This window comes from Psychrobacillus sp. L4 (assembly GCF_042944905.1).
Taxonomy (GTDB): Bacteria; Bacillota; Bacilli; order Bacillales_A; family Planococcaceae; genus Psychrobacillus.
The window spans coordinates 60,163-85,654 of the sequence record NZ_CP168496.1 but is presented as its reverse complement, the minus strand read 5'-3'; the positions used below and the strand labels follow the sequence as shown (position 1 = coordinate 85,654).

21 protein-coding genes, 2 tRNA genes and 1 pseudogene are annotated in these 25,492 nt (G+C 37.4%); 3 read left to right on the top strand and 21 right to left on the bottom strand.

Features of this window, described 5'->3' with window-relative positions; all coding sequences use genetic code 11:
• Positions 1-30: 30 nt before the first annotated feature.
• The 8 genes from cysK to ACEPXG_RS00375 all read right to left on the bottom strand — a co-directional run bounded on the left by cysK (position 31) and on the right by ACEPXG_RS00375 (position 10,333).
• Positions 31-954 (bottom strand): cysteine synthase A, encoded by a 924-nt coding sequence (gene cysK / locus ACEPXG_RS00410; protein WP_391206205.1) that lies wholly within the window; start codon positions 952-954, stop codon positions 31-33.
• Positions 955-1,088: 134 nt separating this feature from the next.
• Complete coding sequence (locus ACEPXG_RS00405; RefSeq protein WP_391206203.1) at positions 1,089-2,015, bottom strand: peptidyl-prolyl cis-trans isomerase; 927 nt, start codon at positions 2,013-2,015, stop codon at positions 1,089-1,091.
• On the bottom strand, positions 1,999-2,880 hold the full coding sequence (gene hslO / locus ACEPXG_RS00400; RefSeq protein ID WP_391206201.1) for an Hsp33 family molecular chaperone HslO: 882 nt from the start codon (positions 2,878-2,880) through the stop codon (positions 1,999-2,001). The genes ACEPXG_RS00405 and hslO overlap by 17 nt, the downstream gene beginning before the upstream one ends.
• Positions 2,881-3,663 carry a type III pantothenate kinase gene (locus tag ACEPXG_RS00395; RefSeq protein WP_391206199.1) on the bottom strand — a complete coding sequence of 261 codons (783 nt, stop codon included), beginning with the start codon at positions 3,661-3,663 and terminating at the stop codon, positions 2,881-2,883. It abuts the gene before it with no gap.
• 114 nt (positions 3,664-3,777) lie between these two features.
• Positions 3,778-5,775, bottom strand: a complete 1,998-nt coding sequence (ftsH, locus tag ACEPXG_RS00390; protein WP_391206196.1) for an ATP-dependent zinc metalloprotease FtsH — start codon at positions 5,773-5,775, stop codon at positions 3,778-3,780.
• Between the two features lie 156 nt (positions 5,776-5,931).
• The gene (gene hpt, locus ACEPXG_RS00385; RefSeq protein ID WP_151698356.1) at positions 5,932-6,474 is read right to left on the bottom strand and encodes a hypoxanthine phosphoribosyltransferase; all 543 of its coding nucleotides are present in this window, start codon (positions 6,472-6,474) and stop codon (positions 5,932-5,934) included.
• Between the two features lie 18 nt (positions 6,475-6,492).
• A complete protein-coding gene (tilS, locus tag ACEPXG_RS00380) occupies positions 6,493-7,881 on the bottom strand; it encodes a tRNA lysidine(34) synthetase TilS (protein ID WP_391206193.1) in 1,389 nt (462 codons plus the stop codon).
• Positions 7,882-7,966: 85 nt separating this feature from the next.
• Positions 7,967-10,333 (bottom strand): SpoIIE family protein phosphatase, encoded by a 2,367-nt coding sequence (locus tag ACEPXG_RS00375; RefSeq protein WP_391209709.1) that lies wholly within the window; start codon positions 10,331-10,333, stop codon positions 7,967-7,969.
• 205 nt (positions 10,334-10,538) lie between these two features.
• Between ACEPXG_RS00375 and ACEPXG_RS00370 the strand changes: the two genes are divergently transcribed.
• The 3 genes and pseudogenes from ACEPXG_RS00370 (at position 10,539) to ACEPXG_RS00360 (ending at position 11,489) form a co-directional block, all read left to right on the top strand.
• Positions 10,539-10,612: transfer RNA gene (locus ACEPXG_RS00370), tRNA-Met, on the top strand.
• A gap of 15 nt (positions 10,613-10,627) precedes the next feature.
• Positions 10,628-10,699 (top strand) — tRNA-Glu (locus ACEPXG_RS00365).
• 77 nt (positions 10,700-10,776) lie between these two features.
• Positions 10,777-11,489, top strand: a pseudogene (locus ACEPXG_RS00360) (nucleotidyltransferase domain-containing protein).
• Between the two features lie 986 nt (positions 11,490-12,475).
• On the opposite strand, the gene ACEPXG_RS00355 reads toward ACEPXG_RS00360, so the two are convergent.
• The 13 genes from ACEPXG_RS00355 to mfd all read right to left on the bottom strand — a co-directional run bounded on the left by ACEPXG_RS00355 (position 12,476) and on the right by mfd (position 25,465).
• Positions 12,476-12,925, bottom strand: coding sequence for a DinB family protein (locus ACEPXG_RS00355; protein WP_391206190.1), 450 nt, complete (start codon positions 12,923-12,925; stop codon positions 12,476-12,478).
• 131 nt (positions 12,926-13,056) lie between these two features.
• Positions 13,057-13,791 (bottom strand): amino acid ABC transporter ATP-binding protein, encoded by a 735-nt coding sequence (locus ACEPXG_RS00350; protein ID WP_391209707.1) that lies wholly within the window; start codon positions 13,789-13,791, stop codon positions 13,057-13,059.
• Between the two features lie 22 nt (positions 13,792-13,813).
• Entirely contained in the window at positions 13,814-14,515 is a 702-nt protein-coding gene (locus ACEPXG_RS00345) for an amino acid ABC transporter permease (protein WP_391206187.1), read from the bottom strand.
• On the bottom strand, positions 14,502-15,326 hold the full coding sequence (locus ACEPXG_RS00340) for an amino acid ABC transporter substrate-binding protein (RefSeq protein ID WP_391206184.1): 825 nt from the start codon (positions 15,324-15,326) through the stop codon (positions 14,502-14,504). Before ACEPXG_RS00340 ends, ACEPXG_RS00345 begins: the two co-directional genes overlap by 14 nt.
• Before the next feature lie 229 nt (positions 15,327-15,555).
• Positions 15,556-15,987, bottom strand: coding sequence for a S1 domain-containing RNA-binding protein (locus ACEPXG_RS00335; protein ID WP_151698352.1), 432 nt, complete (start codon positions 15,985-15,987; stop codon positions 15,556-15,558).
• A gap of 136 nt (positions 15,988-16,123) precedes the next feature.
• Positions 16,124-16,519 carry an FtsB family cell division protein gene (locus ACEPXG_RS00330; RefSeq protein ID WP_391206182.1) on the bottom strand — a complete coding sequence of 132 codons (396 nt, stop codon included), beginning with the start codon at positions 16,517-16,519 and terminating at the stop codon, positions 16,124-16,126.
• A 24-nt stretch (positions 16,520-16,543) separates the two neighbouring features.
• Positions 16,544-17,002: a spore cortex biosynthesis protein YabQ gene (gene yabQ / locus ACEPXG_RS00325; RefSeq protein WP_391206180.1), complete on the bottom strand. Its 459-nt coding sequence runs from the start codon at positions 17,000-17,002 to the stop codon at positions 16,544-16,546.
• Positions 17,003-17,037: 35 nt separating this feature from the next.
• Positions 17,038-17,340, bottom strand: a complete 303-nt coding sequence (gene yabP, locus ACEPXG_RS00320; RefSeq protein WP_151698349.1) for a sporulation protein YabP — start codon at positions 17,338-17,340, stop codon at positions 17,038-17,040.
• A 77-nt stretch (positions 17,341-17,417) separates the two neighbouring features.
• Positions 17,418-17,708 carry an RNA-binding S4 domain-containing protein gene (locus ACEPXG_RS00315; protein ID WP_151698348.1) on the bottom strand — a complete coding sequence of 97 codons (291 nt, stop codon included), beginning with the start codon at positions 17,706-17,708 and terminating at the stop codon, positions 17,418-17,420.
• A gap of 7 nt (positions 17,709-17,715) precedes the next feature.
• The gene (gene mazG / locus ACEPXG_RS00310; protein WP_391206177.1) at positions 17,716-19,173 is read right to left on the bottom strand and encodes a nucleoside triphosphate pyrophosphohydrolase; all 1,458 of its coding nucleotides are present in this window, start codon (positions 19,171-19,173) and stop codon (positions 17,716-17,718) included.
• Positions 19,174-19,185: 12 nt separating this feature from the next.
• On the bottom strand, positions 19,186-20,796 hold the full coding sequence (locus ACEPXG_RS00305; RefSeq protein WP_391206174.1) for an oligosaccharide flippase family protein: 1,611 nt from the start codon (positions 20,794-20,796) through the stop codon (positions 19,186-19,188).
• A gap of 512 nt (positions 20,797-21,308) precedes the next feature.
• Positions 21,309-21,845 (bottom strand): stage V sporulation protein T, encoded by a 537-nt coding sequence (spoVT, locus tag ACEPXG_RS00300; protein WP_391209705.1) that lies wholly within the window; start codon positions 21,843-21,845, stop codon positions 21,309-21,311.
• Positions 21,846-21,931: 86 nt separating this feature from the next.
• Positions 21,932-25,465 carry a transcription-repair coupling factor gene (gene mfd, locus ACEPXG_RS00295; RefSeq protein ID WP_391206172.1) on the bottom strand — a complete coding sequence of 1,178 codons (3,534 nt, stop codon included), beginning with the start codon at positions 25,463-25,465 and terminating at the stop codon, positions 21,932-21,934.
• Positions 25,466-25,492: the final 27 nt, after the last annotated feature.

Below are 25,492 nucleotides of genomic sequence, written 5' to 3'. Positions count from 1 at the left end.
AGCATTTACGCCCCCACTCCTCTTTTTATATTAGTCCTCAAATTGGTATAATGGTGTACTTAAATAACGTTCTCCGTTATCTGGAATAATTGCAACAACTTTTTTACCTTTCCCAAGTTGTTTTGCAAGTTGAAGGGCTCCGTAAATAGCAGCACCTGCAGAAACGCCGCCAAGTATACCTTCTAATTTTGCAACTTCACGTGACGTTGCATAAGCATCCTCATTTGATACCTGAATAATAGAATGATACATTTCTGTATCTAACACCTTTGGTACAAATCCTGCACCAATACCTTGTATTTTATGAGGACCTGGTTTACCTCCAGATAGAACATTGGAGTCTTTTGGTTCCACTGCAACAATCTGAATATCCGGGAATTTTTCTTTCAATACACTACCAGCCCCAGTGATTGTTCCACCAGTACCTATTCCTGCTACAAAGCCGTGTAATTCGTCAAATACTTCTGCAATCTCAGGACCTGTTGTTAAACGATGAATTTCTGGGTTTGCTTCATTGTTAAATTGTTGAGGCATAAACCATCCATTTTCATTTGCCAGTTCTTCTGCTCTTGCAATAGCACCTTTCATCCCGTCTGCTCCAGGTGTTAACACTAAGTCGGCACCATAAGCACGTAGGAGGTTTCTACGCTCTAAACTCATTGTATCTGGCATTACTAATACAGCTTTATAACCTTTGGCAGCTGCAATCATCGAAAGGCCTATTCCTGTATTACCACTAGTAGGTTCAATTATTGTACTACCTTCTTGTAATTTCCCCTCTTTTTCAGCAGCTTCAATCATGGCAAATGCAATACGATCTTTTACACTACTTCCCGGGTTGAAGTATTCTAATTTTACATACACTTCGGCATCCTCAGGATTTGAAACTCTGTTTAATTTCACTACTGGCGTTTTACCAATTAATTCGACTACGGATTGCGCTAACTTTGCCATTATCCCACTCCTAATTCCTACTATATTAATAGGTTTTATTTTTATCATACCAATGACAGAGAATAAATGTCAATAAAAGAACATTGAAAAAGGCTGAAAATTAGAAAAAACAGCATACTCCATAGAATACGCTGTTACTTCTCACTATACGACCATTTGGCATTGAATTCTTGCCAAAATGTTTCGGGTGTAACAGATTGAGAGAGCTGATCTAGTGCAAGCTCTCGGTGAATATGGTCTTTTACATCCGCATACGAAAATGACTCACCTTCAAAAACATTTACAACTTGCGTAACTGCAAATCTCCCATCCTTCAAGGCAATAATATCACTCCACTTACCAACCTCTATGTTTGGCAAGGCAGAGATAATGGCAGTATCTACCGACTGCGCATCTGCCGATACATAACCGATGTCTCCACCCAAACTTGCAGAACTAGCATCTTTGGAGCGTTCTCTTGCCAATCCTTCAAAGGAGGAGCCATTCTCCAGTTCTTTTACAACTTCTTTTGCTTCATCCTCTGTAGTAGTATAAATAATACTTGTTCGGTAGGAAGTAGGTATATTATATAAGTTTTTATTATTATCATAATATGCCTTTATTGCATCGTCTTCTATTACTATATCTTTCGCTAGAACTTTTTCTAAAATTAAGCGAGATCGTACTTTTTGACGCATCGTTTCTTCATCAAATGTTTGAAGAGAAGTATCGGTTCCTTCTTGTGTCGAACGAATAAGAGCAAGTTCGAGTTCTATTTCTTGATCTGTAACTTGTATATTATTCTTTTTAGCAGCTGCCTCCATCACTTTTGCATTTACTAAATCCAATAACACTTCTTTCCCGTACATCGCTTCCATCGAAGCCATCCATTCTTCCTTTGTAATAACTTTCCCACCAACAGAAGCGACTTCTTCCGTTTCACTGACCTTCTCATTCGGTGTCAACCAAGCAATAAACCACAGGAAATTGCCAAGCAAAAGAATGCCAAGTAGGAGTAACACTGGTTTTGTTTTTAAATGTCGTTTTTGTGGTGGATTAAAGTTATCACGCGTTGATTTCATCGATGAATGACTCCAATTCCTCTATTGAGTATAAATATTTCTCCATACAGAAATGGCAATGCGCTTCTGCCCCTTTATCTTCCTCAATCATTTCTCGAATTTCTTTTTCACCTAAACTAATAATCGCACTACCAAACCGTTCTTTTGAACAATTGCACGCAAACGAAACAGGAGTAGAGTCCAAAACCTGCACATTATCTTTTCCTAAGATTTCAAAAAGCAATTCTTCTGGTGTTAACCCTTTTTCAATCATTTTTGATACGGGCTCCATTATTTTTAGTTTTTCTTCAATAATTGTAATCGTTTCATCATCGGTACCTGGCATCAGTTGAATGATAAACCCACCTGCCGCTAGAATTGTATTGTCCGGATTAACCAATACCCCTAGACCAACAGATGATGGAACTTGCTCGGATACAGCAAAATAATACGTAAAGTCTTCCCCAATTTCTCCAGAAACGATTGGCACTTGTCCTGTAAAAAAGTCTCTTAAACCAAGATCTTTTACGATGGTTAATGTCCCTTCCGTTCCAACCGCACGACGAACATCTAATTTCCCAACTTCATTTAAATCGAAATGTGTCTGCGGATTCGTTACATAGCCACGAGCTTCTCCTTTTGCATTGCTATCAATTATCATCGGGCCAATCGGACCATTACCTTCTACTTTAATCGTGAGCTTATCCTCACCTTTTAACATAACCCCCATCATAACCGCAGCAGTCATGGTTCTTCCAAGTGCCGCTGATGCAGTTGGCCATGTTTGGTGACGTCTTTGCGCTTCTCCAACAGTTTCTGTTGTCCGCACTGCAAATGCACGTACACTTCCTTTAAAAGCTAACGCTCTTACTAAATAATCACTCATTTATTTCATTCCTTTTTCATTTAAGTTTCGTTGATATATTAGATATAATCCTTTTAACGTTAAAAAAGGATCTATTACATCCACGATTGTTGTTTCATCTCCTATTAGATTTGCCATACCGCCCGTTGCAATCACTTTAGGAGTGTGTTTTGATACTTTTTTTATCCGATTTACTATACCTTCTACTTGTCCAACATACCCATAAACAATACCAGACTGCATTGCAGAAACAGTATTTTTTCCTACTACATGTTCTGGTCTTGTTAACTCTATTCGAGGAAGTTTACTCGCTCTAGTAAAGAGTGCCTCTGTTGATATACCAATTCCTGGTGCTATTGCCCCTCCCATGTACTCATCCTGTTCATTGACAAAACAATAAGTCGTGGCAGTTCCAAAGTCAACTATTATGAGGGGACTACCATACGCATGAATAGCAGCGACGGCATTTACAATCCGATCTGCCCCCACTTCACGTGGATTCTCGCACTTAATATTCAATCCGGTTTTGACTCCAGGACCTACCACTAGTGGTTTAATACCAAAATATTTTTTACACATTGCTTCTAATGAAAACATAATGGGTGGTACAACGGAGGAAATAATAATACCTTCTATTTGGTCAAAAGAAATATTGGCATGTGAAAACAATGCTTTTACTTGCATCCCGTATTCATCTTCTGTTTTTAGGCGATCTGTTTCCATTCGCCAATGATGGATGAGCTTATCATTTTCATATACACCTAAAACAATATTTGTATTCCCTGTATCTAGCACAAGTATCATCTAGCTTGTCCTCACTTTTCGTAAGTTTTCCCACACATCATACCATAGAAAGACCTAAAGAAAAAAGCTGGTTGCCTCGTATAAATACGAGAAGCAACCAGCCCTTTTCTTCTATTAATCTCTACGTTCTTCTTGAATTGAATTTTTCGGCTCAACTGTTGGACCATTTTCTGTAGGTAAATCACCAGTAGATGGATCTGCTGGAGCACCTACCGCGTCAGGTACTTCTTCACTTTCTTCCACTTTTACTTCTTGGTTCGCTAAATCATATACGCGTTCCGGAAGTGTTCCATGTTCTTCTAAGTGTTTGATTTGAGCAGCATCCAACGTTTCTACATCTAATAACGTTGTCGCGATTAAAGTTAATAACTCACGTTTTTCCGTTAATATTTGTTTTGTTCGCGCATATTGCTCTTTAATCATTCTTTGCATCTCTTGGTCAATTTCATATGCAATTGCATCAGAATAGTTTTGCTCTGAGTTAAAGTCACGTCCAAGGAAGACGTTACCGCCTTGCGCTTGACCAAACTGCATAGGACCTAATTTATCACTCATACCGTACTCCGTAACCATGCTTCGCGCAATACTAGTTACACGTTGGAAGTCATTATGGGCACCTGTAGATACTTCCCCAAATGTAATCTCTTCCGCTACACGACCACCAAGTAGACCTGAGATTTTATCAAGCAGTTCAGGTTTTGTCATGAAGTAACGGTCTTCTTTTGGAAGCATTACCGCATATCCTCCAGCTTGACCGCGTGGAACGATTGTCACTTTATGCACAATTTCTGCATCATCTAGTGTTAATCCGATAACCACATGTCCTGCTTCATGGAATGCAACAATATTACGTTCTTTTTCAGAAATAACTTTACCGGATTTTGCTGGTCCAGCAATTACCCGATCTGTTGCTTCATCAATATCACTCATATCAACCTTTTTCTTATCACGTCTAGCAGCTACTAGCGCGGCTTCATTTAATAAGTTTTCTAAATCCGCTCCTGAGAATCCTGGTGTACGTTGTGCAATTGCTTTTAAGTCTACTGATTCATCTAAAGGTTTATTGCGAGCATGCACTTTAAGTACTGCTTCACGTCCTTTAACATCCGGACGCCCTACTGTAATTTGACGGTCAAAACGACCTGGACGAAGAAGTGCCGGGTCTAAAACATCTGGTCTATTCGTTGCAGCAATGATAATAATACCTTCATTTGCACCGAAACCATCCATTTCAACAAGTAATTGGTTGAGTGTTTGTTCACGTTCATCATGCCCACCACCAAGACCAGCTCCACGTTGACGACCTACCGCATCAATTTCATCTATAAAAATAATACAAGGTGCATTTTTCTTCGCGTTTTCAAACAAATCACGAACACGAGATGCCCCAACTCCGACAAACATTTCAACGAAATCCGATCCACTAATAGAGAAGAACGGAACTCCAGACTCCCCTGCTACTGCACGAGCAAGTAATGTTTTACCCGTACCCGGAGGACCTACTAATAAGATCCCTTTCGGAATACGAGCTCCGATTTCCACGAATTTACGTGGGTCTTTTAAGAAATCTACAACTTCTACTAGTTCAGCCTTTTCCTCATCTGCTCCAGCAACATCTGTAAACCTTACTTTTTTCTTTTCATTATCGTATAATTTTGCTTTACTCTTACCAAAGTTCATCACACGGTTACCACCGCCTTGTGATTGACTCAATAAGAAGAAGAATAAAATAATGATAATCAAGAATGGTAATAATCCAGTGAAAAATTGAACCCAGCCACTTGTTTTAGAAGTCTCTTTTACATCTACTTTGACTGATCCAGCTTCTGCCAGTGCATCAATTTTCGCTTGCAGATTAGTACTATTAGGAGGTAGCTTTGTTAAAAACTTTTCTCCTTCTTTATAGCCCTTCATCTCACCTTCAACAAAATATACACCTTGTTCCGGCTGCATTGTAAAGCTTGTTACTTCTCCTTTTGAAAGTGAAGTCATAAATTCAGTATAATTAATATTTTTAGTTGGTGTGTTGCTTGTATTAAACGTCGCAAAAATCCCAACAATCACAAAAAATATTAATAGGTATAATATAGCGTAACGCAATGCTCGATTCATTCCCAGCCTCCTCACAAGGTAAACAGAAAAACTATATGTAATCTTATCATACGATTTTTTTCACGTACAATGAAAAGCCTTTCAGTTCAGTAATCAAATATGCCTTGGTATATTTGCGCCCAGATTTTGAATAAAACCTGCACGATACACTTCTATCTAAAAAGAGTAAACTTCTTTCTTCAACACACCAACATAAGGTAGATTACGATATTTTTCGGCATAATCTAATCCGTAACCAACAACAAATGCATCTGGAACTTCGAAGCCAACATAATCGGCTTTCAAATCTACTTTTCGACCGGTTGGTTTATCAAGCAATGTAACAAGTTTAATCGATTTTGCTTTACGATATTTGAATAGATCTACTAAATAGCTTAATGTCATCCCACTATCAATAATGTCTTCAATGATTAAAATGTCTCGTCCTTCTACACTTGTATTTAAATCTTTAATAATTTTTACTTCTCCAGAAGATACAGTAGCATTTCCGTAACTTGATACATCCATATAATCCATCTCAATGTACGTGTCCACACGTTTCATCAAGTCGGACATAAATGGCATTGCCCCCTTTAAAATTCCAATAGCAAGCGGGAACTTATCTTTATAGTCAGCTGTTAGTGTTGCTCCTAATTCACGAGTCTTTTCTTGAATTTGTTCTTCCGTTAATAGAATTTCTAAAATGTCTTTTTCTAACATTATAGTCCCCCCTAATAGTTAATTTTGTTTTAAGTATATGACATAGTTTTGTCCTTGATACTCCCTTGAAAAACGATCTTCGTAACGAAGTCCAATAACCGCTAGTATATCATTATTCTGATTTACAAGCAGTGGCCAAACACGCCGATCCTCTGCTGAGACTTTTTCATCTATAAATAATCGAGAAACTTTCTTTAACGAGGACATCCCTTTCACATGAATGCGGTCACCTTTTGCTTTTTGCCTAATAAAAAGCGGAAGTGAATCATTTTCCAACTGAACAAACCACTTTTCATCTGAAATAGTTCCCTCTAAGCTTCTTGTTAGATAAATCGAAAAACCAGCACCAATTTCATGCCAGCGATCCTCTTGAATCATAATTTCCCCTGATAATTCAGGTTCGAGATAGGAAGATGTAAACTGGACCTTATCATAATGACGGACGAGAAAAAAAGTGTTAGGCAAATGGATCACCACATTACCTTGTTGCTCACTACAAGCTGAAAGAATGGACTCAATTAAACGTTCATTTAGTAGGATCTCGGATTCTTTGTAGAGATAGTTTAATAGTAGTAGAACTACTCTTCTTTGTAAAGCGTTGGGAACTTCAGCAAAGCGCATTGCATCAAGAAAAAAGGTGCCATTTGAATCTACCGTCACAAGCTGTTCAAACTTTTCTTTCGCCATCGCTTTAAGAAATGCATCATCCTGTTGTTGCTTCTCCACAAATGATTGAATTTTGTCACTTACATGTGCATTTTCTTCCACTAATAGCGGCACTACTTTATGCCGGATTCTATTTCGGGTATATGTATGTTTGTCATTGCTTGGATCATGTCTAAAAGTTTGATGAAGTAAATGTAGATAGTCTAAGATTTCATCCTTTGTTACACATAAAAAAGGGCGAATAATTTCTCCTATTGAAAAAGACCTTATCTTTGGTATTCCTGTGATAGAGGGCGAAAGTAATCCTCTCACCAACGACATCACAACGGTTTCAATTTGATCATCTGCATGGTGACCTAGTACTAATTTTTGATAGTTATGCTGTTCCATTATCTTTTCGAAAAATGCATAGCGTTCTTCTCTACAAATAACCTGAACATTACCACCTTCAAAGGCAACCCTGTGTGGAACTTCAATTTTTGTGCCGTAAAAAGGTAACTGTAGAGCTTCCGCAAGTTGCTCAACAAATCGCATATCCTCTTCAGACTCTTCTCCTCTTAACTGATGGTCTGTATGAACAATAGCGATATCAAATGCATAGTCTTTTTGAAGTGCATGCAATACACGCACCAATGCAACTGAATCTGCTCCACCAGAACAAGCGATAAGAAGACGCTCTCCTTTTTCTATCAACTTATGCTTGTCAATATATTTTTTTACCCTTAGGACGAACGGAAGCATCTTCTCACCTCTCTTAATTTAATATCATCGTATGAACGGTTCTCACTTCGTAATAATCCAGATCCCTGCGCTTTAGTATTCCTTATTAGTGTACCATCTTTTCTTGGAATTTTGCTGTTTCGCGCGGCGAAAAAATAGACCATTCCGGAACGACATGTTTTACTTGCATGAAAATAACGGTGCGATCGTCCCCTGGTAAAGAATATGTTTCTTCCAGTTTCTTTACAAATCTCTCTGCGTCCATTTTAGGATCTTGTAGTATTTTTTGGTAATACATTTCTTGTTTTTCGATGGAAGTATTTGATGAAAAAACTCCATCTGATAACATTAATAATATATCTCCATCTTTTATATCCACTTTTCTTGCCTCAATTGTAAAAGTGGGTAAAAACCCAAATGGCACATGCTTACTTTCGATTTTGCGCATGTCATTTCCTCTTATTAAGTAAGTTGACATACTACCCGCTTTCCAAGACCAAAGTTCTCCTTTTTGTAAATCAATCAACCCAAGATCTACCGTTGCATAACTATCTGTATCATCTTGCAAGCTCATCATATAATGGAGTGTATGCATGGTGGTTTCTGGATCCATTTTTTTATTTAAACATTCCCGCATAAAATGCATTACTCTTCTACTTTCTCTATGCGCTTCAATATTATTCCCCATTCCGTCGGATAAAATAACAGCCAGTAAACCAGGATGTAGCGAAAACACAGCATGTGCGTCCCCAGAGTAAATCGTATTTCTACTAGATGATGTATAAATATCATGTTTTACTTGAAAACGAACGGAAGATTTACAAGTCATTTGTATATGCTCATACGGATGATGCAATTCCTTCATAGAGGTTATTTCAAAAGGTTCTTTCCATAACTCGTAAAAAATAGGTAATATTAATCGTTCGCCAACCATTTTGGCTTTTGATTCTACAGGTAGACAACAAACTACTTCCATCTGCCCAACCGCTATATTCAAAACATCTATTTGAAAAAAAGGGATGTTACATTGTTGAAACTTCTTCTTCACCTCTTCCTCGTGAGATGTATATAAAGTCATACTATTATCTAGATTATTTATAAGATCACTCATATGGTTCCCCATATCACGAAGCTTTAATGCATACATCTTTTTACCATGTTGTATTTGGTTATTTAACTTCCTTTTTACTTCCCTCTCTGTCAACTCTTGAATTATTTGCCCGGGCTTTACACATTTATATTGTATTTTCTTTTCTAATTGTATTCTACTTTTTTTGGTTTCATCTTCCCATTGTTCCATTAGCAAAGGAATACCATTAGACTTCTCTCCCCAGCACTTTTCATACTGAAAACAGGACTGACATGTTGAAAAAGACTTACTCTGTTCTTTTTGAACCTTTCCTCTAGAGTCAAATCGATCCGATATAAACCGAGTAATAAAATCGGCAAAATGCTGAAATTCTTTCAACTGATTATTCACTTTTTCAGTCATCCATTTTTGTCTACGTATGAGGATATTAGAAGTATCAGGATAAAGTTGATCTTTTAAATACTTAATCCATTTGGAAGGGATTGCAAAAAACAATAACGAAGCAGTAACAAGCGAACCTATATAAACAGAATCTAGCGGTAACGTATGATCGTATAATATAAAGAAAAATGTTGCCCCCAGCATACTGAATGCCTGCCACAGCCTACCAAATGGTTTGTGTAATCCAGCTAAAAATCCAGTAATGGCATATACAGCGATCATTCCACTAAAACTCAGTTTAGAAATACTTAATACGGTTCCAGCTAGCACTGCAACAACGGTCGCAAGTTGAACACCGCCAACTGCAGCAGCTATGGCAATTACTAAATGTGCTAACAATAAAGGGATAGAAACATATCCGAAAATAAAGGAAGACATCCCCGTTAACACTAATGCGCCTATTAACAGAGCCGCCCCCATTCTTTCCGCTGTCCATCTTCTATGAAGAAAATCTGGTAATGGGAGAAATAGTTGAAAAAGGAATATAGTCATAAACAAGCTCAAAACACCTTCATATCCTATTGCAAGCCAAACAGAACCTGGAATACTTCCTGCATACGAAATATATTGCCAAATAACTTGTGTACAAATAACATCTATAAGTACAAACAGGGGTAAAGGTATTTTCTTTATAAACTTTTTTAAATAGAGTGGAAAAATCATCGCTTGCATCGCATGAATTAACACTTGTCCAAGTCCTAACGTAACACTCCCGAGTAAAGCCCCGGCAATTGTCCAAGGTAAAAAGCGTTGAAACCGTAAGTTTACCAATGCCCATATTGGAAGGAAAAATGGAACGGAAGCTTCAAATAGTACGACTTGTGCTAAGAAAAAAGCAAGAATAAAAAAAACAATGTTAAATGAAATGGATACTTTTCGTACTTGTAATCCCTCTAAAACCTTTCTCCACGTAAAACCCTTTTTTTGACCTTGCTCATACATCGTTTTCAAAAGTAACATACCTCCTATTCAGCTATTGATGGAAGTATACCTACAAATAGAACAAAAAGTATGTCTCTTTCTGGCATTTGCTTTTAAAAAGTTTTCGACTCTTTTAGTCAATTAATGAAAAAATTTTAATTTTTTTTCATAGAAGTATTGACACTTTGACCAATCGCTTGTAATATTTAATTTGTTCGTTAAAAACGGCGGCGTAGCTCAGCTGGCTAGAGCATTCGGTTCATACCCGAAAGGTCGTGGGTTCGACTCCCTCTGCCGCCATTTTTTTTAGCATATGGCCCCTTGGTCAAGCGGTTAAGACACCGCCCTTTCACGGCGGTAACACGGGTTCGAATCCCGTAGGGGTCATCAAATAAAAAGCAGGTTCAAAAGTGAAATCTTTTGAATCTGCTTTTTTTAATATTAAAAATAAAGGAGAATCATCAATGAATACAAATAGACTAAAACCTTTTGAAGCTGCTACTCAATTCATTTCTCAAAACTTTTCTAACTGCCAAGGTGCTCTTATAGCAGGAAGTACAGTCCGAGGAGAAACGACAGAGACTTCTGTTTTGATATCGTAGTATTCATTCAAGATATTCCCTTTTGCTACAGAGAATCATTAGTAGTAGGTGGTTGGCCAATTGAATTTTTTGTCCATAATTTAACGTCATACAAAAGTTTCTTTGAAAGTGATAGCAAAAGAGCTAGACCTTCTTTACCTAAAATGGTTGCCGAAGGGATTGTCTTGAAAGACGAGGGCATCTTAGATCCAATCCAAAAAGAAGCCAGACAACTAATAGCTAAAGGTCCGGAAGCATAGTCTATCGACACAATAAATATAAAACGATACTTTATCACAGATGCTTTAGAAGACTTTATTGGAAGTAAAAGTAGAGCGGAAGATATCTTTATCGCTCATACATTAGCTGAACTAGTAAGTGAATTTGTTTTACGATCTAATCGTAAATGGATTGGTACATCTAAATGGATTGTACGTGCATTAAAAAATTATGACGAGCAGTTTACGGAACAATTTGTCGAAGCTTTCGATTTTTATTATAAAACTGGCGACAAAAATAAAATAATTAAAATCGCTGACAAAGTATTGGAGCCATATGGCGGTCGCTTATTCGATGGATTTTCATTAGGGAAATAAGTAAGAAAAACGCTAGTGTCCTTTAAGTGCATTTTGTCTTTACTATTTCCGGAGTGCTTTGGACGAAACAATTGCTATACTATTACCGTTAGTGCTATGGATTGTGAACATTTTTTTCGGTAATCTTGTGGCGGGTGTTTGTCCGTCGCCCTCTTGGAATATGTAGAGACATGATGCATTTGATTTGGATAATGAGAGATAAGATGCTGACCTACTCTTTTAAAAGCGGACGAAGATGCAATTTCGTCCGCTCAGCGCCTTTTTATCAATGGATGCTATCTATTTTTCTCAAATTCCACAGAAATACTGGTATTATCAAAAACTAAAAAGTTAAAAACTGTCATAGAGCGACTAACTGTAAGGTGAAAGCTACAGATTCTACACTGAAAGCAACCATTTCTCTATGTAAATAGTTAACTTTATATGAGATGGCACAAAACAGCGTTAGACAATCCTGTGCAATAAGAAAAGCGCTAGCGTCCTTTAAGTGCACCTGTCTTTACTATTTCCGGAGTGCTTTGGACGAAACATTGACTACACTCTTAACGAAGACTTTTATGGAGTATCTGGAAGTGACACGTCACTTCCAGATACTCTTTTTTCGGTAATCTTGTGGCGAATGTTTGTCCGTCGCCCTCTTGAAATAGGTAGAGACAAGGTGCGTAAGGTTTGGTTAATGAGAGAATAAATTCCTTCCTACTCTTTTAAAAGCGGACGAAGTTACAATTTCGTCCGCTCAGCGCATTTTTATCAATAGATACTACTTATTTTTAATTTAGTGCCTCCGATTAAAATAGGAGATCTTTTGCTTCATATAAATAATAGGATTTAGACCCGCTAAAAGCGAATGCTAGAGCGCTTAGTCCGACTAGCTAATAACCAATAGTCTGCTGAATTTAATCCAAGAAGTTACCTATATAGGATATCCTAAATACGAGAGTCAACTTTAAACACCGGAGATACTGGATTTCTAACATACCAAACTTTTAGATATTTGAAATTTGCATTTTGTGATGATTGTCATGTTCAATAAAATCGGTGAAATAATTGCGAATCGATAACTGGTGCTCACCGATAAAGAATACTTTGTCCCATTCAACTTCATCAATTTCCTGAAGTTGCTCTATAATAGCTTGACGTTGTTGCTTAGCGTACCTAAGGGTTTCTTTAAATGCCAGCCCCTGAGCACGGCCTGCTGCTTTTGCATTAAAGCCTTCGAAATCGGGAAACCTTTCAAGTTTTTCCCCTTCTTTCATTTGCGGGAGACGTTCTTCTAATGTAAACCTATCCCATTCTGCTAAGTGCATAACTATTTCATTTGGGGACCATTTCCCTTCTGCGTACGGAGATGTCGCTAGTTCTTCCGAAAGCTCTTGCAAGGTTTCTATCCACGCTATGTAGTTCCGTTGGTGTTCAAGTATCTCTTCCTTTTTCAATTGAATCACTCCTCCTTTTTCATTTCTTACTTAATTCGAGGTGAGATTTCAATCTACCTTCTTTTTCGAGTCATTTTCACCAATTTATTCCGGCAAAAAAACACCCACAAATTTTCTGTGGACGCTTCGATTTATTTTATTAAGTTTAAAAACTGGCGAGTACGTTCTTCTTTTGGATGCATGAACATGTCACTCGGTGTGCTGCGTTCAATAATTCGCCCTTGATCCATAAAGAGCACTTCATTGGCTACATCATTCGCAAAACGCATTTCATGTGTCACTACAACCATGGTAATGCCTTCTCCAGCTAAGTCTTTCATTACTTGAAGAACTTCCCCTACTAGTTCAGGATCTAACGCTGATGTCGGCTCATCAAACAGCATTACCTCTGGTTCAAGTGCAAGTGCTCGCGCAATACCCACACGTTGTTGTTGTCCGCCTGATAATTGGTTTGGATAATAATCGAGCTTATCTGCGAGTCCTACCTTTTGTAAAAGAATAGCAGCTTTTTCTCTGGCTTTTCCCTTATCTTCCTTTTTTACCGTAACTAGACCTTCCATCACATTTTGTAGCACTGTCATATGTGGGAAAAGATTATAGTGCTGAAAGACCATCGCAGACTTTTTTCGGAAGCTTTCTACTTCTTTTTTCGCCATTCGTTTTGAAAAATCTAGCACTTGATCACCAATTCTAATAATCCCTTCAGATGGTACCTCCAACACATTTAAACAGCGTAATAATGTTGTCTTTCCAGATCCTGATGGTCCGATGACAACGATTACCTGTCCTTTCTCAATGGATAAATCAATTCCTCTTAGTACTTCGACCTGATTAAAACGTTTTACCAATCCTTGTATATGAATCATCATAAACTCCCCTTCCATTCCATCATTTCGATACATACCGATCAAATCGATTTTCTAAGTTGCTTTGAACAATAGACAGGAGGAAGCAGATGATCCAATACAGAATGGCAACTTCAGCATATAGCAAAAGGAATTCATAGTTTGTCGCAGCAATTTCTTGTGCTCGTCTGAACATTTCAGTTACTAAAATCAGAGAGGCAAGCGATGTATCTTTAACTAGGCTAATAAAAGTGTTTGATAATGGCGGAATGGATACACGTGTTGCCTGCGGTAAAATAACACGTCGCATCATTTGTACATAATTCATACCTATCATTTGTGCAGCTTCCCATTGACCTTTTGGAATCGACAAAATAGCAGCACGAATCACTTCAGAAGCATACGCACCAACGTTTAACGAAAATCCTAAAACAGCAGCAGGGAACGGATCAATTACAATTCCAATGGATGGCAGACCATAAAACAAAATAAACAATTGTACGAGTAAAGGTGTGCCACGAATTGCAGAAACATAAGCTCTAGCAATCCATTGAAGCGTTTTTGCGTTCGAAATTCGGGAAAGGGCTGTCAACACACCTATCGCTAACCCGAGTACAAAGGTAATAAGCGATAACGGAAGCGTATAGACAACAGCTCCCTCCAGCAAAGGATGAAGGGAGGATCTCGCTATTGTTATATAACGATCTAATTTGTCAGGGTCTATGTCAAAACTATTCCAAAACATTTTCGCCAAACCATTTGTGAGAAATTTTTTCGTACGTACCATCTTCAATTATTTCATTCAACGCATTATTTACTGCTTCGACTAAAGTTTCGTTCCCTTTCCGGAACATAAAACCACTTTGAGAAGCATCATCTGCTTCTGCAACAATTTTTACCGCTGCATCAGGCTTATTTTTTTTAAAATCTAACACTGATAATTTATCATTAATCGTAACATCTACACGTTTTGAATTTATCAACTCTATTGCTTGGTTAAAACCTTCTACCCCTACTAACGTTGCTCCATATGATTTTGCTAAATCTCCGAAGTTACTTGTTAGTGTCTGAGCAGCTTGTAAACCTTTAATATCTTCAAAACTTTTCACGTCGTTGTTATCCATATTTGTTACTAATACAGCTGCCGATGAAATATATGGCTTCGAGAAATTATATTTTTCTAATCGATCTTCACGAATCCCTACTTGGTTCGCTATTAGATCGAACCGCTTTGAATCAAGACCTCCAAAAATAGCATCCCATTGTGTTTCCATAAATTTTGGTTTTACGCCTAAACGTGAAGCCACTTCTTCTGCTAGTTCTACGTCAAAACCTGTTAACTTCCCTGAATCGTCATGGAATGAGAATGGTGGATATGTCCCTTCTGTACCAATTAATAACTCACCTTTTCCTTGAATTTTTGCTAATAGATCCCCATTAGCTTTGTCCGCGCTTGCATTGTTTTTATCAGATGTTTTTTCATCTGAGTTTCCGCATGCCGCAAGCATGAAAACCGAAGCAACAATAGCAAATAATAAAGTATAAATTTTTTTCATTTTTATCCCCCTTTATTCTTATAGAATTACTAGGTATTATACTATATTAAAAGAAAGCAAACGTCAAAGTATATTGACCAACTTATTTAGTTACTTGTTTCCCTATCCTATTCACTTGTCATTGAATATTCCATCCTTCTTCAGACAATAAAAAAAAACCCAACAAACGTTGGGCTTTTAATAATTCCATCTATTAAACATTTTTTCTACCGATAAAACAGACAGCAATTTATCCTCTTTTAGCGCCTCTGCCACCGCGCTTAGATTCTGTTGCACGCTTTAACGTAGACAAACGATCTTCACTATCCTTTAAGAATCGTGTCATTTTTTGCTCAAAATTCTCTTTCATCGGACGATCGCGATCATTTGAACGATTGTTGTTACGTGGACGCTGAGGACGTTCTGGTCTCTCTGGTCTTTCCGCTTGAGGCTTTGCTTTACGAATAGATAATCCGATTTTGCCATCCGCTTCAACATTCATCACCTTAACTTCAACAACATCTCCAACCTTCAAATGCTCATTAATATCTTTCACATAATTATCCGCAACTTCGCTAATGTGAACCAGACCTGTTGAGCCTCCTGGTAGCTCGACGAATGCTCCGAAGTTTGTGATTCCTGTTACTTTACCTTCTACCTTGCTGCCTACTTCAATTGACATAAAAAAAATGCTCCTCCTTAAAATTTAAGCGACTCTATAACGAGTATATACGATTTTTTCATACAGACCCTACCTTTATTATAGCCAACAAAAAAAGAGTGTCAATAAGACTACTCTTTTGAAACGTTATTTTATCTTATTTTTCATTGCTATCAGGCAAAGCAAAAATAATTTCTCCTTCTTCTGACAGAAAGTAATCTCTTCTCAATAATTTGCCAATGTACTCATCATCATTTAATTTGGAAATTTGAAGTTTCAACAATTCTTGCTCTTCTTGTACTTTTGCAAGGTCTTCTGTAACTTGTTCTTTTTTCTTTCTTTTTTCTTCTAAAGCATTATTGCTATTTATCAATGTGGAAATTAAAATACCAATAATTACAACGGACACAACCCCAAATATAGATAAGCGTCTGAATAAACGAATTCTTTTGGCCTGTTTACGGTTTTCTTGACGTTCAATCGAGCGAACGTAATCAGTATTAATTGATGCAAGTTGTTTCTCAAAAGGTGCTTTCCTTTGATTTTCTCCCACTTCGCCCTCTCCCGTCAAACTGTTTCAATTTTTCGTGTACTTTTTATTATAACGGAAGTTTGGTTTTTTCTGAAGGGCCAAATGCAGTGTTTTTATATATATATAACGAAATGGTTTAATAATGGCTAATATTAACAGGAAGATTAAACTAATAATTTTACCTATAACTGTTATAAATGCGTGTAGTATAAACCATATAGGCTTAACGATTAAACGCAAAAAGATCCTTCCCGTCAATTGAAATGCGGGCTGAAATAACTTTTCGTATAAAAGAATACCTAATAATTGCGCCAAAGGATCATAAACTCTCCATATCCCGTCCCGTACTTCATACAGCAAGAAAAAGGTTCCTAAACCAAGTGATATCCAGATAATTACTTCAATACCTATTCGATATTTAAAAATAAAGGAACGCTTTGAAAAACTTCCTGTTAGAAAGCGCGTCCCTTCAATGATTGCCCCAATTAGAATTCCACTCACCATCAACAATAATAAGCTAACAAATTGGAGAGAGAGTGTCATCCGAACAGTTTATGAAGTAATCCTCTTGCTCCGTCAGCCTGCTGCTCCTCGTCGTATTGCATTACTCGAACGATTCCTTCTAATGTAAGGAGGCCTTTATCTACGTCTAAATGAACAATCTTTAATTCTTCTCCTTTAATGTGAAGGATTCCTTGGGATGTTCTTACATAAAATTCTGTTTGATCAAATCGTTCAATGGACTTTACCGAAGTTAAATCCATTCTTTTTCGATTTCTTAGTGAAATCAAGTGATCCCCCGATGGAATGGTAATTGTTTGATTTTCTGCTTGAAATTGCATATACTCTCTCCTCTCCTTGTCCTATCTTTGTATTGTATGCACATAAAAAAAAAGCATGACAAATGCCATGCTTTTTCTTAATCTTCATCATCCATAAATGCTGGATCTATTTTTTCTAGTCTTTCTTCTTTGATAATTGTGTACATGGATGCAGCATCTTCTTTTTTCGCAGAGTCCTTAATAGTATCAACGGTAGCTGTAACCACTTTTTGTCCGAAACGAATGGATAGTTCGTCTAAAGCCTTCACATCAGAACTAGCTTTTGCCACTTTTCCGTTAATCGTTATTCTCCCCTGATCTGCCACTTCTTTGGCAAGCGTTCTACGTTTTATCAGCCGTGATACTTTTAAATATTTATCTAATCTCATAATATCCCTACCTCTCTAATTTCTTTGCTTCTTTCCAAAAATCGTCAAGCTCATCTAAATGATAAAGTGAAAAGTCGCCTTTACCTTTTTTCACACTTGACTCAATGAATTGAAATCTTCTTTTAAACTTTTCATTTGCTTGAATTATCGCTTGTTCTGGAGATAAACCATAAAAACGCGCCAAATTGACAATTGTAAATAACACATCTCCTAGTTCGTCCACTTGCGCGTCACTCGTGCCATCTTTCAACTCTATTTTCCATTCATCCAGCTCTTCCTCAAATTTCTCCCAAGCACCAGTCACATCAGGCCAATCAAAACCGACTTTAGCGACTTTTTTTTGATAATTAAAAGATGTAAGCAAGGAAGAATCCGATCGCATTTCTCCGTCCAATAGTGACCCTATGGCTTCTTTCTTCTCTTCTGATTTGATTTGTTGCCAATTACGAAGCACTTCTTCTGAATCATTCGCAATAACATCTCCAAAGACATGAGGATGCCTACGAATCATCTTATCTGAAACTGATTGAAGTATATCCTCTAGACTAAAGTAGCCGTTATCTTCCCCTATTTGCGCATGTAAAAATACTTGTAAAAGTACGTCACCGAGCTCTTCGACAATATGATGATCATCTTCTTCATCAATCGCCTGTAATAGTTCATACACTTCTTCTACCGCGAATTTCTTCAGAGTTGAATGTGTTTGTTCTTGATCCCACGGACAACCATTAGGACCCCTTAAATCAGCCACAATCTGACGTAGTGTTTGCCACTCCTTCAACCGATCTTCTTGTTCACGTATCGGTGGAACATATAAAGTAGTTAAATTATCTAATTCCATTACTCGATCTAGCTCGAATAGTGGCACCTTCGTTAACTTTTCCTTTGTAGAACCAGCCGCAGTTACAATCGTTACTTCATATTCATCTGGATACTTTTCCATGAGCGTTAGTTTTACTTCAGAGGCACTAAACGCATCATACACTTGCCCTATTAGTACATGCGAATTCATTTGAATAGTGTCCCGTTTCAAGCTTGTTCCATCTAGCAATTGGAACCCTTCAATAGGGTCTATTCGCAGTGCTCCAAAAATGGGATCCAAAAAGCTTTGCCCACCCTCGATATGAATCTTCACTTTCCCTTGTTGTTCCGCTTCGATTAATAACTGCACGGTTTGTTCTGCTACTAACGGATGTCCAGGCACTGCATACATAATGGAATATTCATTTGCTAGCTGAAGAAGTGTTTCGACAATTTCCTCATAAACCCCTTCAAATTGTTCATTTTTCTCATATATTGCATCAAAACTTGTCCAAGTTAGACCTTCTTTTTTTAATTCCTGTAAAACTGAATGCTGCTCCGTCCGAACATACAGATGCTCAGCTGCTTTTAGTTTTTTATATATCCCTAGAGGTAACTGATCTAAATCACTCGCTCCAAGTCCAATTATTGTAATTTCATTCATCTGCTCACAACCTTATTTTTCTTTATTCAACCACAATTGAAAAATAGCCATTCTTTTTCCAAACGGCAATAAAAACCACTCTTTCTCTCCAATAACGCGTCTTTTTGCAATTATTATGAGGAAAACAAACCCTCCTAGTGTTACAGCACTGAAAGAGATGAATAGGGACCGGATTCGGCTTGTTAAACTTTCAAATAAGACGTTATCCGCTAACCATTCATACGCCGTTACGCAAACAATCATCGTGAGCGAAGCAATCACAATCCCTTTATAAAACGCAAAAGATGCAAATGGAATATTCCAGTTCTTTTTAAAATAGAAAAGCATACATAAAAATACAATAGCTAAACTAATATTACCGGATGTTGCTGCTCCCAATACACCATAAGATGGTATAAGCATACCATTTAGTAGCCATTTACTGCATACGCCAATAAGTAAAAACAATGTAGGTATTTTTACTTTTCCAATTCCTTGAAGCATCGCCATCAACGTGAGGATTAAAGACATCCATACAATCTGAAAAGAAAATACCATTAACGTAATTGATTCTTCTTTTGTTTGAAATAACATTTCATTTACGTATGGTAGTACTACAATGAGCCCCAATGCTGCCGCTATTCCAAACGTGAAAGCAATTCTAAATGTAAGTTGCATGAACGGAATAGCCGTTCTTCCTTTTTCTTTATTCATTCGATGTGCAACTAACGGTACAATAGCTAAAGACAATGTGGAAGCAATCACAATTCCTAATTGAACTAGTGGTTGCCCTCTATCATAAATACCTTTTTTCTCCATCGCTTGTAGTTTTCCCATACCATTTTCAACTAATAGTTGAAAAACCGTAAATGAATCAACCAACTGAAAGAGTAAAAATAAAAGCGCACTTATACTTGCACTTATACTGATTATCGTCAAATCTTTTAAAATAGGCCATATCGGAACGAATTGGTTTATCTGGTTTACTGGAGGGCGTTCAAACCCTCTCCAATAAATAAAAGAAAGAAAGATTACCCCAACCGATTCCCCAGCTACTGCACCATACATCGCCATACTTCCAGCCTTATATAAATCTAAACCATTAGATACGACCATCCATGTACCTAACAATATGACGGATACTCGAACGACTTGCTCTACAACTTGCGCATAGGCTACTGGTCCCATGCGACCACCTGCTTGAAATTCTCCTTTTAAAACAGCTAGCAACGGCATTAACAAAATAACATAGGAGCCTGCTTTTAATAGACTAGCTAACTGTTCATCTCCCATCGTTTTTGCTAAGAAATCTGAACCCAAATATAATAATAAAAAAAATGCAATAGATATCATTCCAATATAAACAAAAGCTATTTGCAAAATTCTAGGTAGCGCATGCGCTTTACCGGACGATTTATATTCAGATAAGATTTTAGATAAAGCAACTGCAAAACCAAAAGATGTCCATGTCGTGATTATTCCAATGAATGGATAAACTTGTTGGTAAATATAAAAACCTTCATCTCCAACTAAGTTTTGAAAAGGCACACGGTAAATAGCGCTGAGCAGCTTTACAATAATAGCGGAAACTGTCAACATTGCAGCACCTTTCATATAAGTTTTCATATTCCATTCATTACTCATTCGCAAATCCTTCTTCCATTCAGTTCAATGCATCCATTATACATCAATAAAAGCGTAATCGCCTATGTCTGCCACGACATGACATTTTTTCTGAGACAAGTAATCGCAGGAGCACATCTTTTCTGCGACGAGCTTGCGCAGGAGCACGTCTTTATTAGAATGACACTCTTTCAGTCCTCCAGACTAATTACAAAATGCTTTTAAGAAGTTAAGAGCAGCTTAAGCAGGTGCATTTTTTTACACTTTATGGGACTTGGAGACCAATTTACCCTAAAGCGAGATCAATTGCACTAAACCCGCGACCAATTCATCCGAAAGCGAGACAATTTTTTGCTGACCCGAGATTAATTATAAAACAGCTGTAAAACTTTAAATTTTTATAGAAACTATTTGCTGAATTTCTTAGGGTTTTGGGTAACTAAAGACAAAACCCTATGAATACTGTTTTATAAAGTTTCTTATCATCCAAAAAAGCCTTCCCCTATGTGAGAAAGGCTTTGTAATAATATGGGTTAACTTTCCATTTGTTTTGCTAAAAAATTTGCCGCAGTTTCGATTGCTTTCATCTCTGCTTCCCCTATAAAGTGGACTTTCGAAATGATAAATACCGCTCCAATTGAATCACCCGATGAGATAATAGGAGCAATGCAATATGACTTTACCGTTTCAAAAACTCCCGGCACCCATTCCACTGAATTTTCATGTTTTTCCGTAACAATTGTTCGTTTTCCAACAACCTCTTCCACATCTGGACTAAGTCTTCTATTCAAATAATCCTTTTTAGATAATCCGGCCGCTGCAATCATTTCATCACGATCACTTATTAATACTGGCGTTCCAAGCGTTTCGTATAAAGTTTCGGCATATTCTTTTGCAAAATCTCCTAGTTGACTTATAGGAGAATATTTTTTTAATATGACTTCCCCTTCTCTATCCGTAAAAATCTCCAGTGGGTCTCCCTCACGGATTCGAAGCGTTCTGCGTATTTCTTTTGGAATAACTACTCTACCTAAATCATCAATACGTCGTACGATGCCTGTTGCTTTCATGTAATGTGCCTCACTTTCGACTGATTGGGTATTAAATTTCATTTCTGCCATAGTATGCATCACATTACCAAAAAATATGCAAAATGTTATTTCACTTCTACCGTTTCTTTTTTTGCTTCAGGCAATAATCTCATTATTTCTTCCAAGATATCAAATGGATTAAACTTCCCTGTTTTTCTTTCATCTATTGTAATGACTAAATTCGCGTTATCCATACTGAATCCCACTGCACGTCCATACTTCATGGACTTTTCCACAATCAAAGCACCATTTATATTTTTTGTGCCCTCTTCACTAAAACGAATAGATACAAGCTTGTTTATTTCCTTAATAGATTCTACCCCTACATCTTTACCCCAAATTTTCAGGCGAGCAATTCGTAATAATTTGTCTGCTTCCAGAGGGATATCTCCAAAACGATCTTGTAGTTCATCTAAGATATCTAAATATTCTTCTTCTTTCTCCATGGCTTTCACACGTTTATACATTTGAATTTTTTGATATCCATCTGGTATATAATCGTCTGAAATATAGGCATCCGTTGATAAAACAATTTCTAAGTCTTGCATGTCTTCTTTTTTGATGCCCGTTCGTTTCTCTTCAATAGCATCTTCTAACATTTGTGTATATAAATCAAAACCAACCGAATCAATGAATCCGTGTTGCTGTGAACCTAATAGATTTCCTGCTCCTCGAATGGATAGATCGCGCATTGCGATTTTAAATCCAGATCCAAGCTCCGTAAATTCTTTAATTGCTTGTAATCTTTTTTCTGCAACATCTGTTAAAACCTTATCTCTTTGATGCATTAAATAGGCATATGCAACTCGATTTGATCGTCCTACACGACCCCGTAATTGATAAAGCTGAGATAGTCCCATTTTATCTGCATCATGAATGATAAGTGTATTTACGTTTGGTATATCAATACCAGTTTCAATAATGGTCGTTGTTACGAGGACATCATACTCGCCTTCTAAAAAGCTAATAATGACCGATTCAAGTTCCGTTTCGGGCATCTGACCATGAGCAAAACCTACTCTTGCTCCAGGGACCAACATTTGAATTTCATCTACTTTTCGAGTAATGTCTTCTACCCGATTATATAGATAAAATGCCTGTCCTCCCCTTGCTAGTTCTCGTTCAATCGACTCTCGGACAAGTGATCCGTTAAATTCCATGACATATGTTTGAACTGGAAAACGGTTTTTGGGTGGTGTCTCAATGACCGATAAATCTCTTACACCTATCATCGACATATGCAATGTCCGAGGAATAGGCGTAGCAGTTAGCGTAAGGACATCTACGTTTGTTTTCAGTTGTTTAATTTTTTCTTTATGCTTTACCCCAAAACGCTGTTCTTCATCGACAACCAAAAGTCCTAAATCGTGGTAGACAACATCCTTTGATAATATGCGATGTGTACCTACTACTACATCTACTATTCCCTTTTTTAAGCCACTAATCGTCTCTGTTTGCTGTTTTTTGGAACGGAAACGACTAAGCAAACCAACTTCAATTGGAAAGTCTTGAAATCGTTCTAGCATAGTTTCGTAATGCTGTTGAGCAAGAATGGTTGTCGGACAAAGGAATGCTACTTGTTTTCCTTCCATTACCGCTTTGAATGCCGCTCTTATCGCGACCTCTGTCTTTCCATATCCTACATCTCCACAAATGAGACGATCCATTGGACGTGACTTTTCCATATCCCGCTTCACTTCTTCAATCGAACGAAGCTGATCTTCTGTTTCCTCATATGGGAAAGCCGCTTCAAATGATTGTTGCATTTCACCATCTGGCTCGAAAGCATATCCAACTTCGGACTCCCGTTTCGCGTAGAGTTTCAACAACTCATCTGCTATATCTTGAATAGCCGCCGATACCTTCGTTTTTGTTTTTTTCCAATCTGCTCCACCTAATTTATGTAGCTTTGGATCTCTTTCGCCGGAAGCGACATATTTTTGAATTAGGTCAATTTGATCGACAGGAACAAATAATTTATCCTCACCGCGATAGCGTATATGCAAATAATCTTTATGAATTCCGTTTACTAAGAGCGTTTCTATCCCTATATATTTCCCTATCCCATGATGAATATGTACGATATTATCGCCAGGTTTTATTTCAGAATAACTTTTAATACGCTCTGCATTGGATACTTTTTGAGCCCTCGCTTTTTTCTTATGTTTTTGTTTAAATAATTCTGCATCTGTAATGACCGCAATACGCTGGAGAGGCAATTCGAAACCAGCTTCTAAATCTCCATCTACTATAAAAATACCCGACTTCTGCAAGTCCTCTCCTGAAGCACCAATCTTCGAAACTATTTCATAATCTTCTAGAACCGTATGAATCTTTTGTGCGCGATCTTTCCCGTCAGCAAGAATAACGACACGAAACTTTCCATTAGTAAGCCTCTCAAGTTCATTTTTCAATAAATGCATTTGCCCATGAAAATTTTGCATTGGCTTACAGGAGAAAGTAGTATTCTTTTTGATGGTTATCCCTGAAAATGTGCGTGAAAATAACGAGAAATACAATTTTTCGTTCGGAAGCATTCGAATAATTTCTTTCAAGTTCAAAGATGGTTTTACATCATGTACTGTTTTTCCTTCTTCTAACAAAGCTAAAAACCAATCTTTTTCTTCTCGTTCTAACGTTTCTGTAACTTCTTGAATTCTACCAAGTTCATCAAATAAAACCATCCCATCTCGATTGAAATAGTGGCCTAAGAAGCTATTACCATCTTCTAATAGTGAAACGTACTTCATAAATTGTTTTGGCTGCTCGCCTTGATTTAAAAGTTCAATATCATGTTGAATATTTTGATAAAATTGATCTTTTATTTCGGGTATTTTTACTTTTTTTAAACTTTCTGCTAACGACTGTTCCAATTTATGCGCAAGTAGCTTCTTCTTCGTTTCAGTTAGGACGTATTCTGTTGCTGGTAAAATACGGATTTCCTTTAATTTATCTAAAGAACGTTGGTCTTCCGCTGAAAATGTACGAATGGAGTCTATCTCCGTATCAAATAATTCAATACGGATAGGATGCTCTAAATAGAGTGGATAAATGTCCACAATGCCACCTCTTAGAGCGAACTCGCCTGGAGCAGTAACCATAGGTTGTCGCACGTATCCCATATTTACTAAGTTTTGCAGAAGTACTTCTAGCTCTACTTCTTCACCTTCTGCAATAGAAACAGTACTTTGTTTCCAGTCTGTCACAGTAGGCATATGTTTTTTCAGACCTGCGACAGGCACAATATAAACGCCATTTCTTTTTGTTAACATATGATCCAACGTTTCAATTCGCTGTGCACGTAGCTCCGGACTTGTTACCGAAATGTCCGCGGCTATTAGCTCATCTGCAGGATACAAATGCACTAAGTCATCCCCGACAAGCTTTACCAAATCCTCTGTTAGCTTTTGAGCGTGAAGTAAATTAGGAGTAATAATAAGAACAGCTTTTCTGCGTGCACTGTATAACATTTTAATAAATACTGCTCTTGCGCTTCCAGAAAGACCTGTTATTAGTTGTTGATCTTGACCGCGCTCCAACTCTTTCACTAGTTTTTGCATATGTGTATCATCCATTAATAAATTGCTTAAAAGTTCCATTTCAAACCCCCGTTCTTTTAAGAAAAA

What these genes read in the sequence shown, in the direction of transcription:
- cysK (WP_391206205.1), bottom strand. Translation starts at nt 954, where the DNA reads ATGGCAAAGTTAGCGCAATCCGTAGTCGAATTAATTGGTAAAACGCCA.
- ACEPXG_RS00405 (WP_391206203.1), bottom strand. Translation starts at nt 2,015, where the DNA reads ATGAAATCAACGCGTGATAACTTTAATCCACCACAAAAACGACATTTA.
- hslO (WP_391206201.1), bottom strand. Translation starts at nt 2,880, where the DNA reads ATGAGTGATTATTTAGTAAGAGCGTTAGCTTTTAAAGGAAGTGTACGT.
- ACEPXG_RS00395 (WP_391206199.1), bottom strand. Translation starts at nt 3,663, where the DNA reads ATGATACTTGTGCTAGATACAGGGAATACAAATATTGTTTTAGGTGTA.
- ftsH (WP_391206196.1), bottom strand. Translation starts at nt 5,775, where the DNA reads ATGAATCGAGCATTGCGTTACGCTATATTATACCTATTAATATTTTTT.
- hpt (WP_151698356.1), bottom strand. Translation starts at nt 6,474, where the DNA reads ATGTTAGAAAAAGACATTTTAGAAATTCTATTAACGGAAGAACAAATT.
- tilS (WP_391206193.1), bottom strand. Translation starts at nt 7,881, where the DNA reads ATGCTTCCGTTCGTCCTAAGGGTAAAAAAATATATTGACAAGCATAAG.
- ACEPXG_RS00375 (WP_391209709.1), bottom strand. Translation starts at nt 10,333, where the DNA reads ATGTATGAGCAAGGTCAAAAAAAGGGTTTTACGTGGAGAAAGGTTTTA.
- ACEPXG_RS00350 (WP_391209707.1), bottom strand. Translation starts at nt 13,791, where the DNA reads ATGATTCATATACAAGGATTGGTAAAACGTTTTAATCAGGTCGAAGTA.
- ACEPXG_RS00345 (WP_391206187.1), bottom strand. Translation starts at nt 14,515, where the DNA reads ATGTTTTGGAATAGTTTTGACATAGACCCTGACAAATTAGATCGTTAT.
- ACEPXG_RS00340 (WP_391206184.1), bottom strand. Translation starts at nt 15,326, where the DNA reads ATGAAAAAAATTTATACTTTATTATTTGCTATTGTTGCTTCGGTTTTC.
- ACEPXG_RS00335 (WP_151698352.1), bottom strand. Translation starts at nt 15,987, where the DNA reads ATGTCAATTGAAGTAGGCAGCAAGGTAGAAGGTAAAGTAACAGGAATC.
- yabQ (WP_391206180.1), bottom strand. Translation starts at nt 17,002, where the DNA reads ATGGTGAGTGGAATTCTAATTGGGGCAATCATTGAAGGGACGCGCTTT.
- yabP (WP_151698349.1), bottom strand. Translation starts at nt 17,340, where the DNA reads ATGCAATTTCAAGCAGAAAATCAAACAATTACCATTCCATCGGGGGAT.
- ACEPXG_RS00315 (WP_151698348.1), bottom strand. Translation starts at nt 17,708, where the DNA reads ATGAGATTAGATAAATATTTAAAAGTATCACGGCTGATAAAACGTAGA.
- mazG (WP_391206177.1), bottom strand. Translation starts at nt 19,173, where the DNA reads ATGAATGAAATTACAATAATTGGACTTGGAGCGAGTGATTTAGATCAG.
- ACEPXG_RS00305 (WP_391206174.1), bottom strand. Translation starts at nt 20,796, where the DNA reads ATGAGTAATGAATGGAATATGAAAACTTATATGAAAGGTGCTGCAATG.
- spoVT (WP_391209705.1), bottom strand. Translation starts at nt 21,845, where the DNA reads ATGAAAGCAACAGGCATCGTACGACGTATTGATGATTTAGGTAGAGTA.
- mfd (WP_391206172.1), bottom strand. Translation starts at nt 25,465, where the DNA reads ATGGAACTTTTAAGCAATTTATTAATGGATGATACACATATGCAAAAA.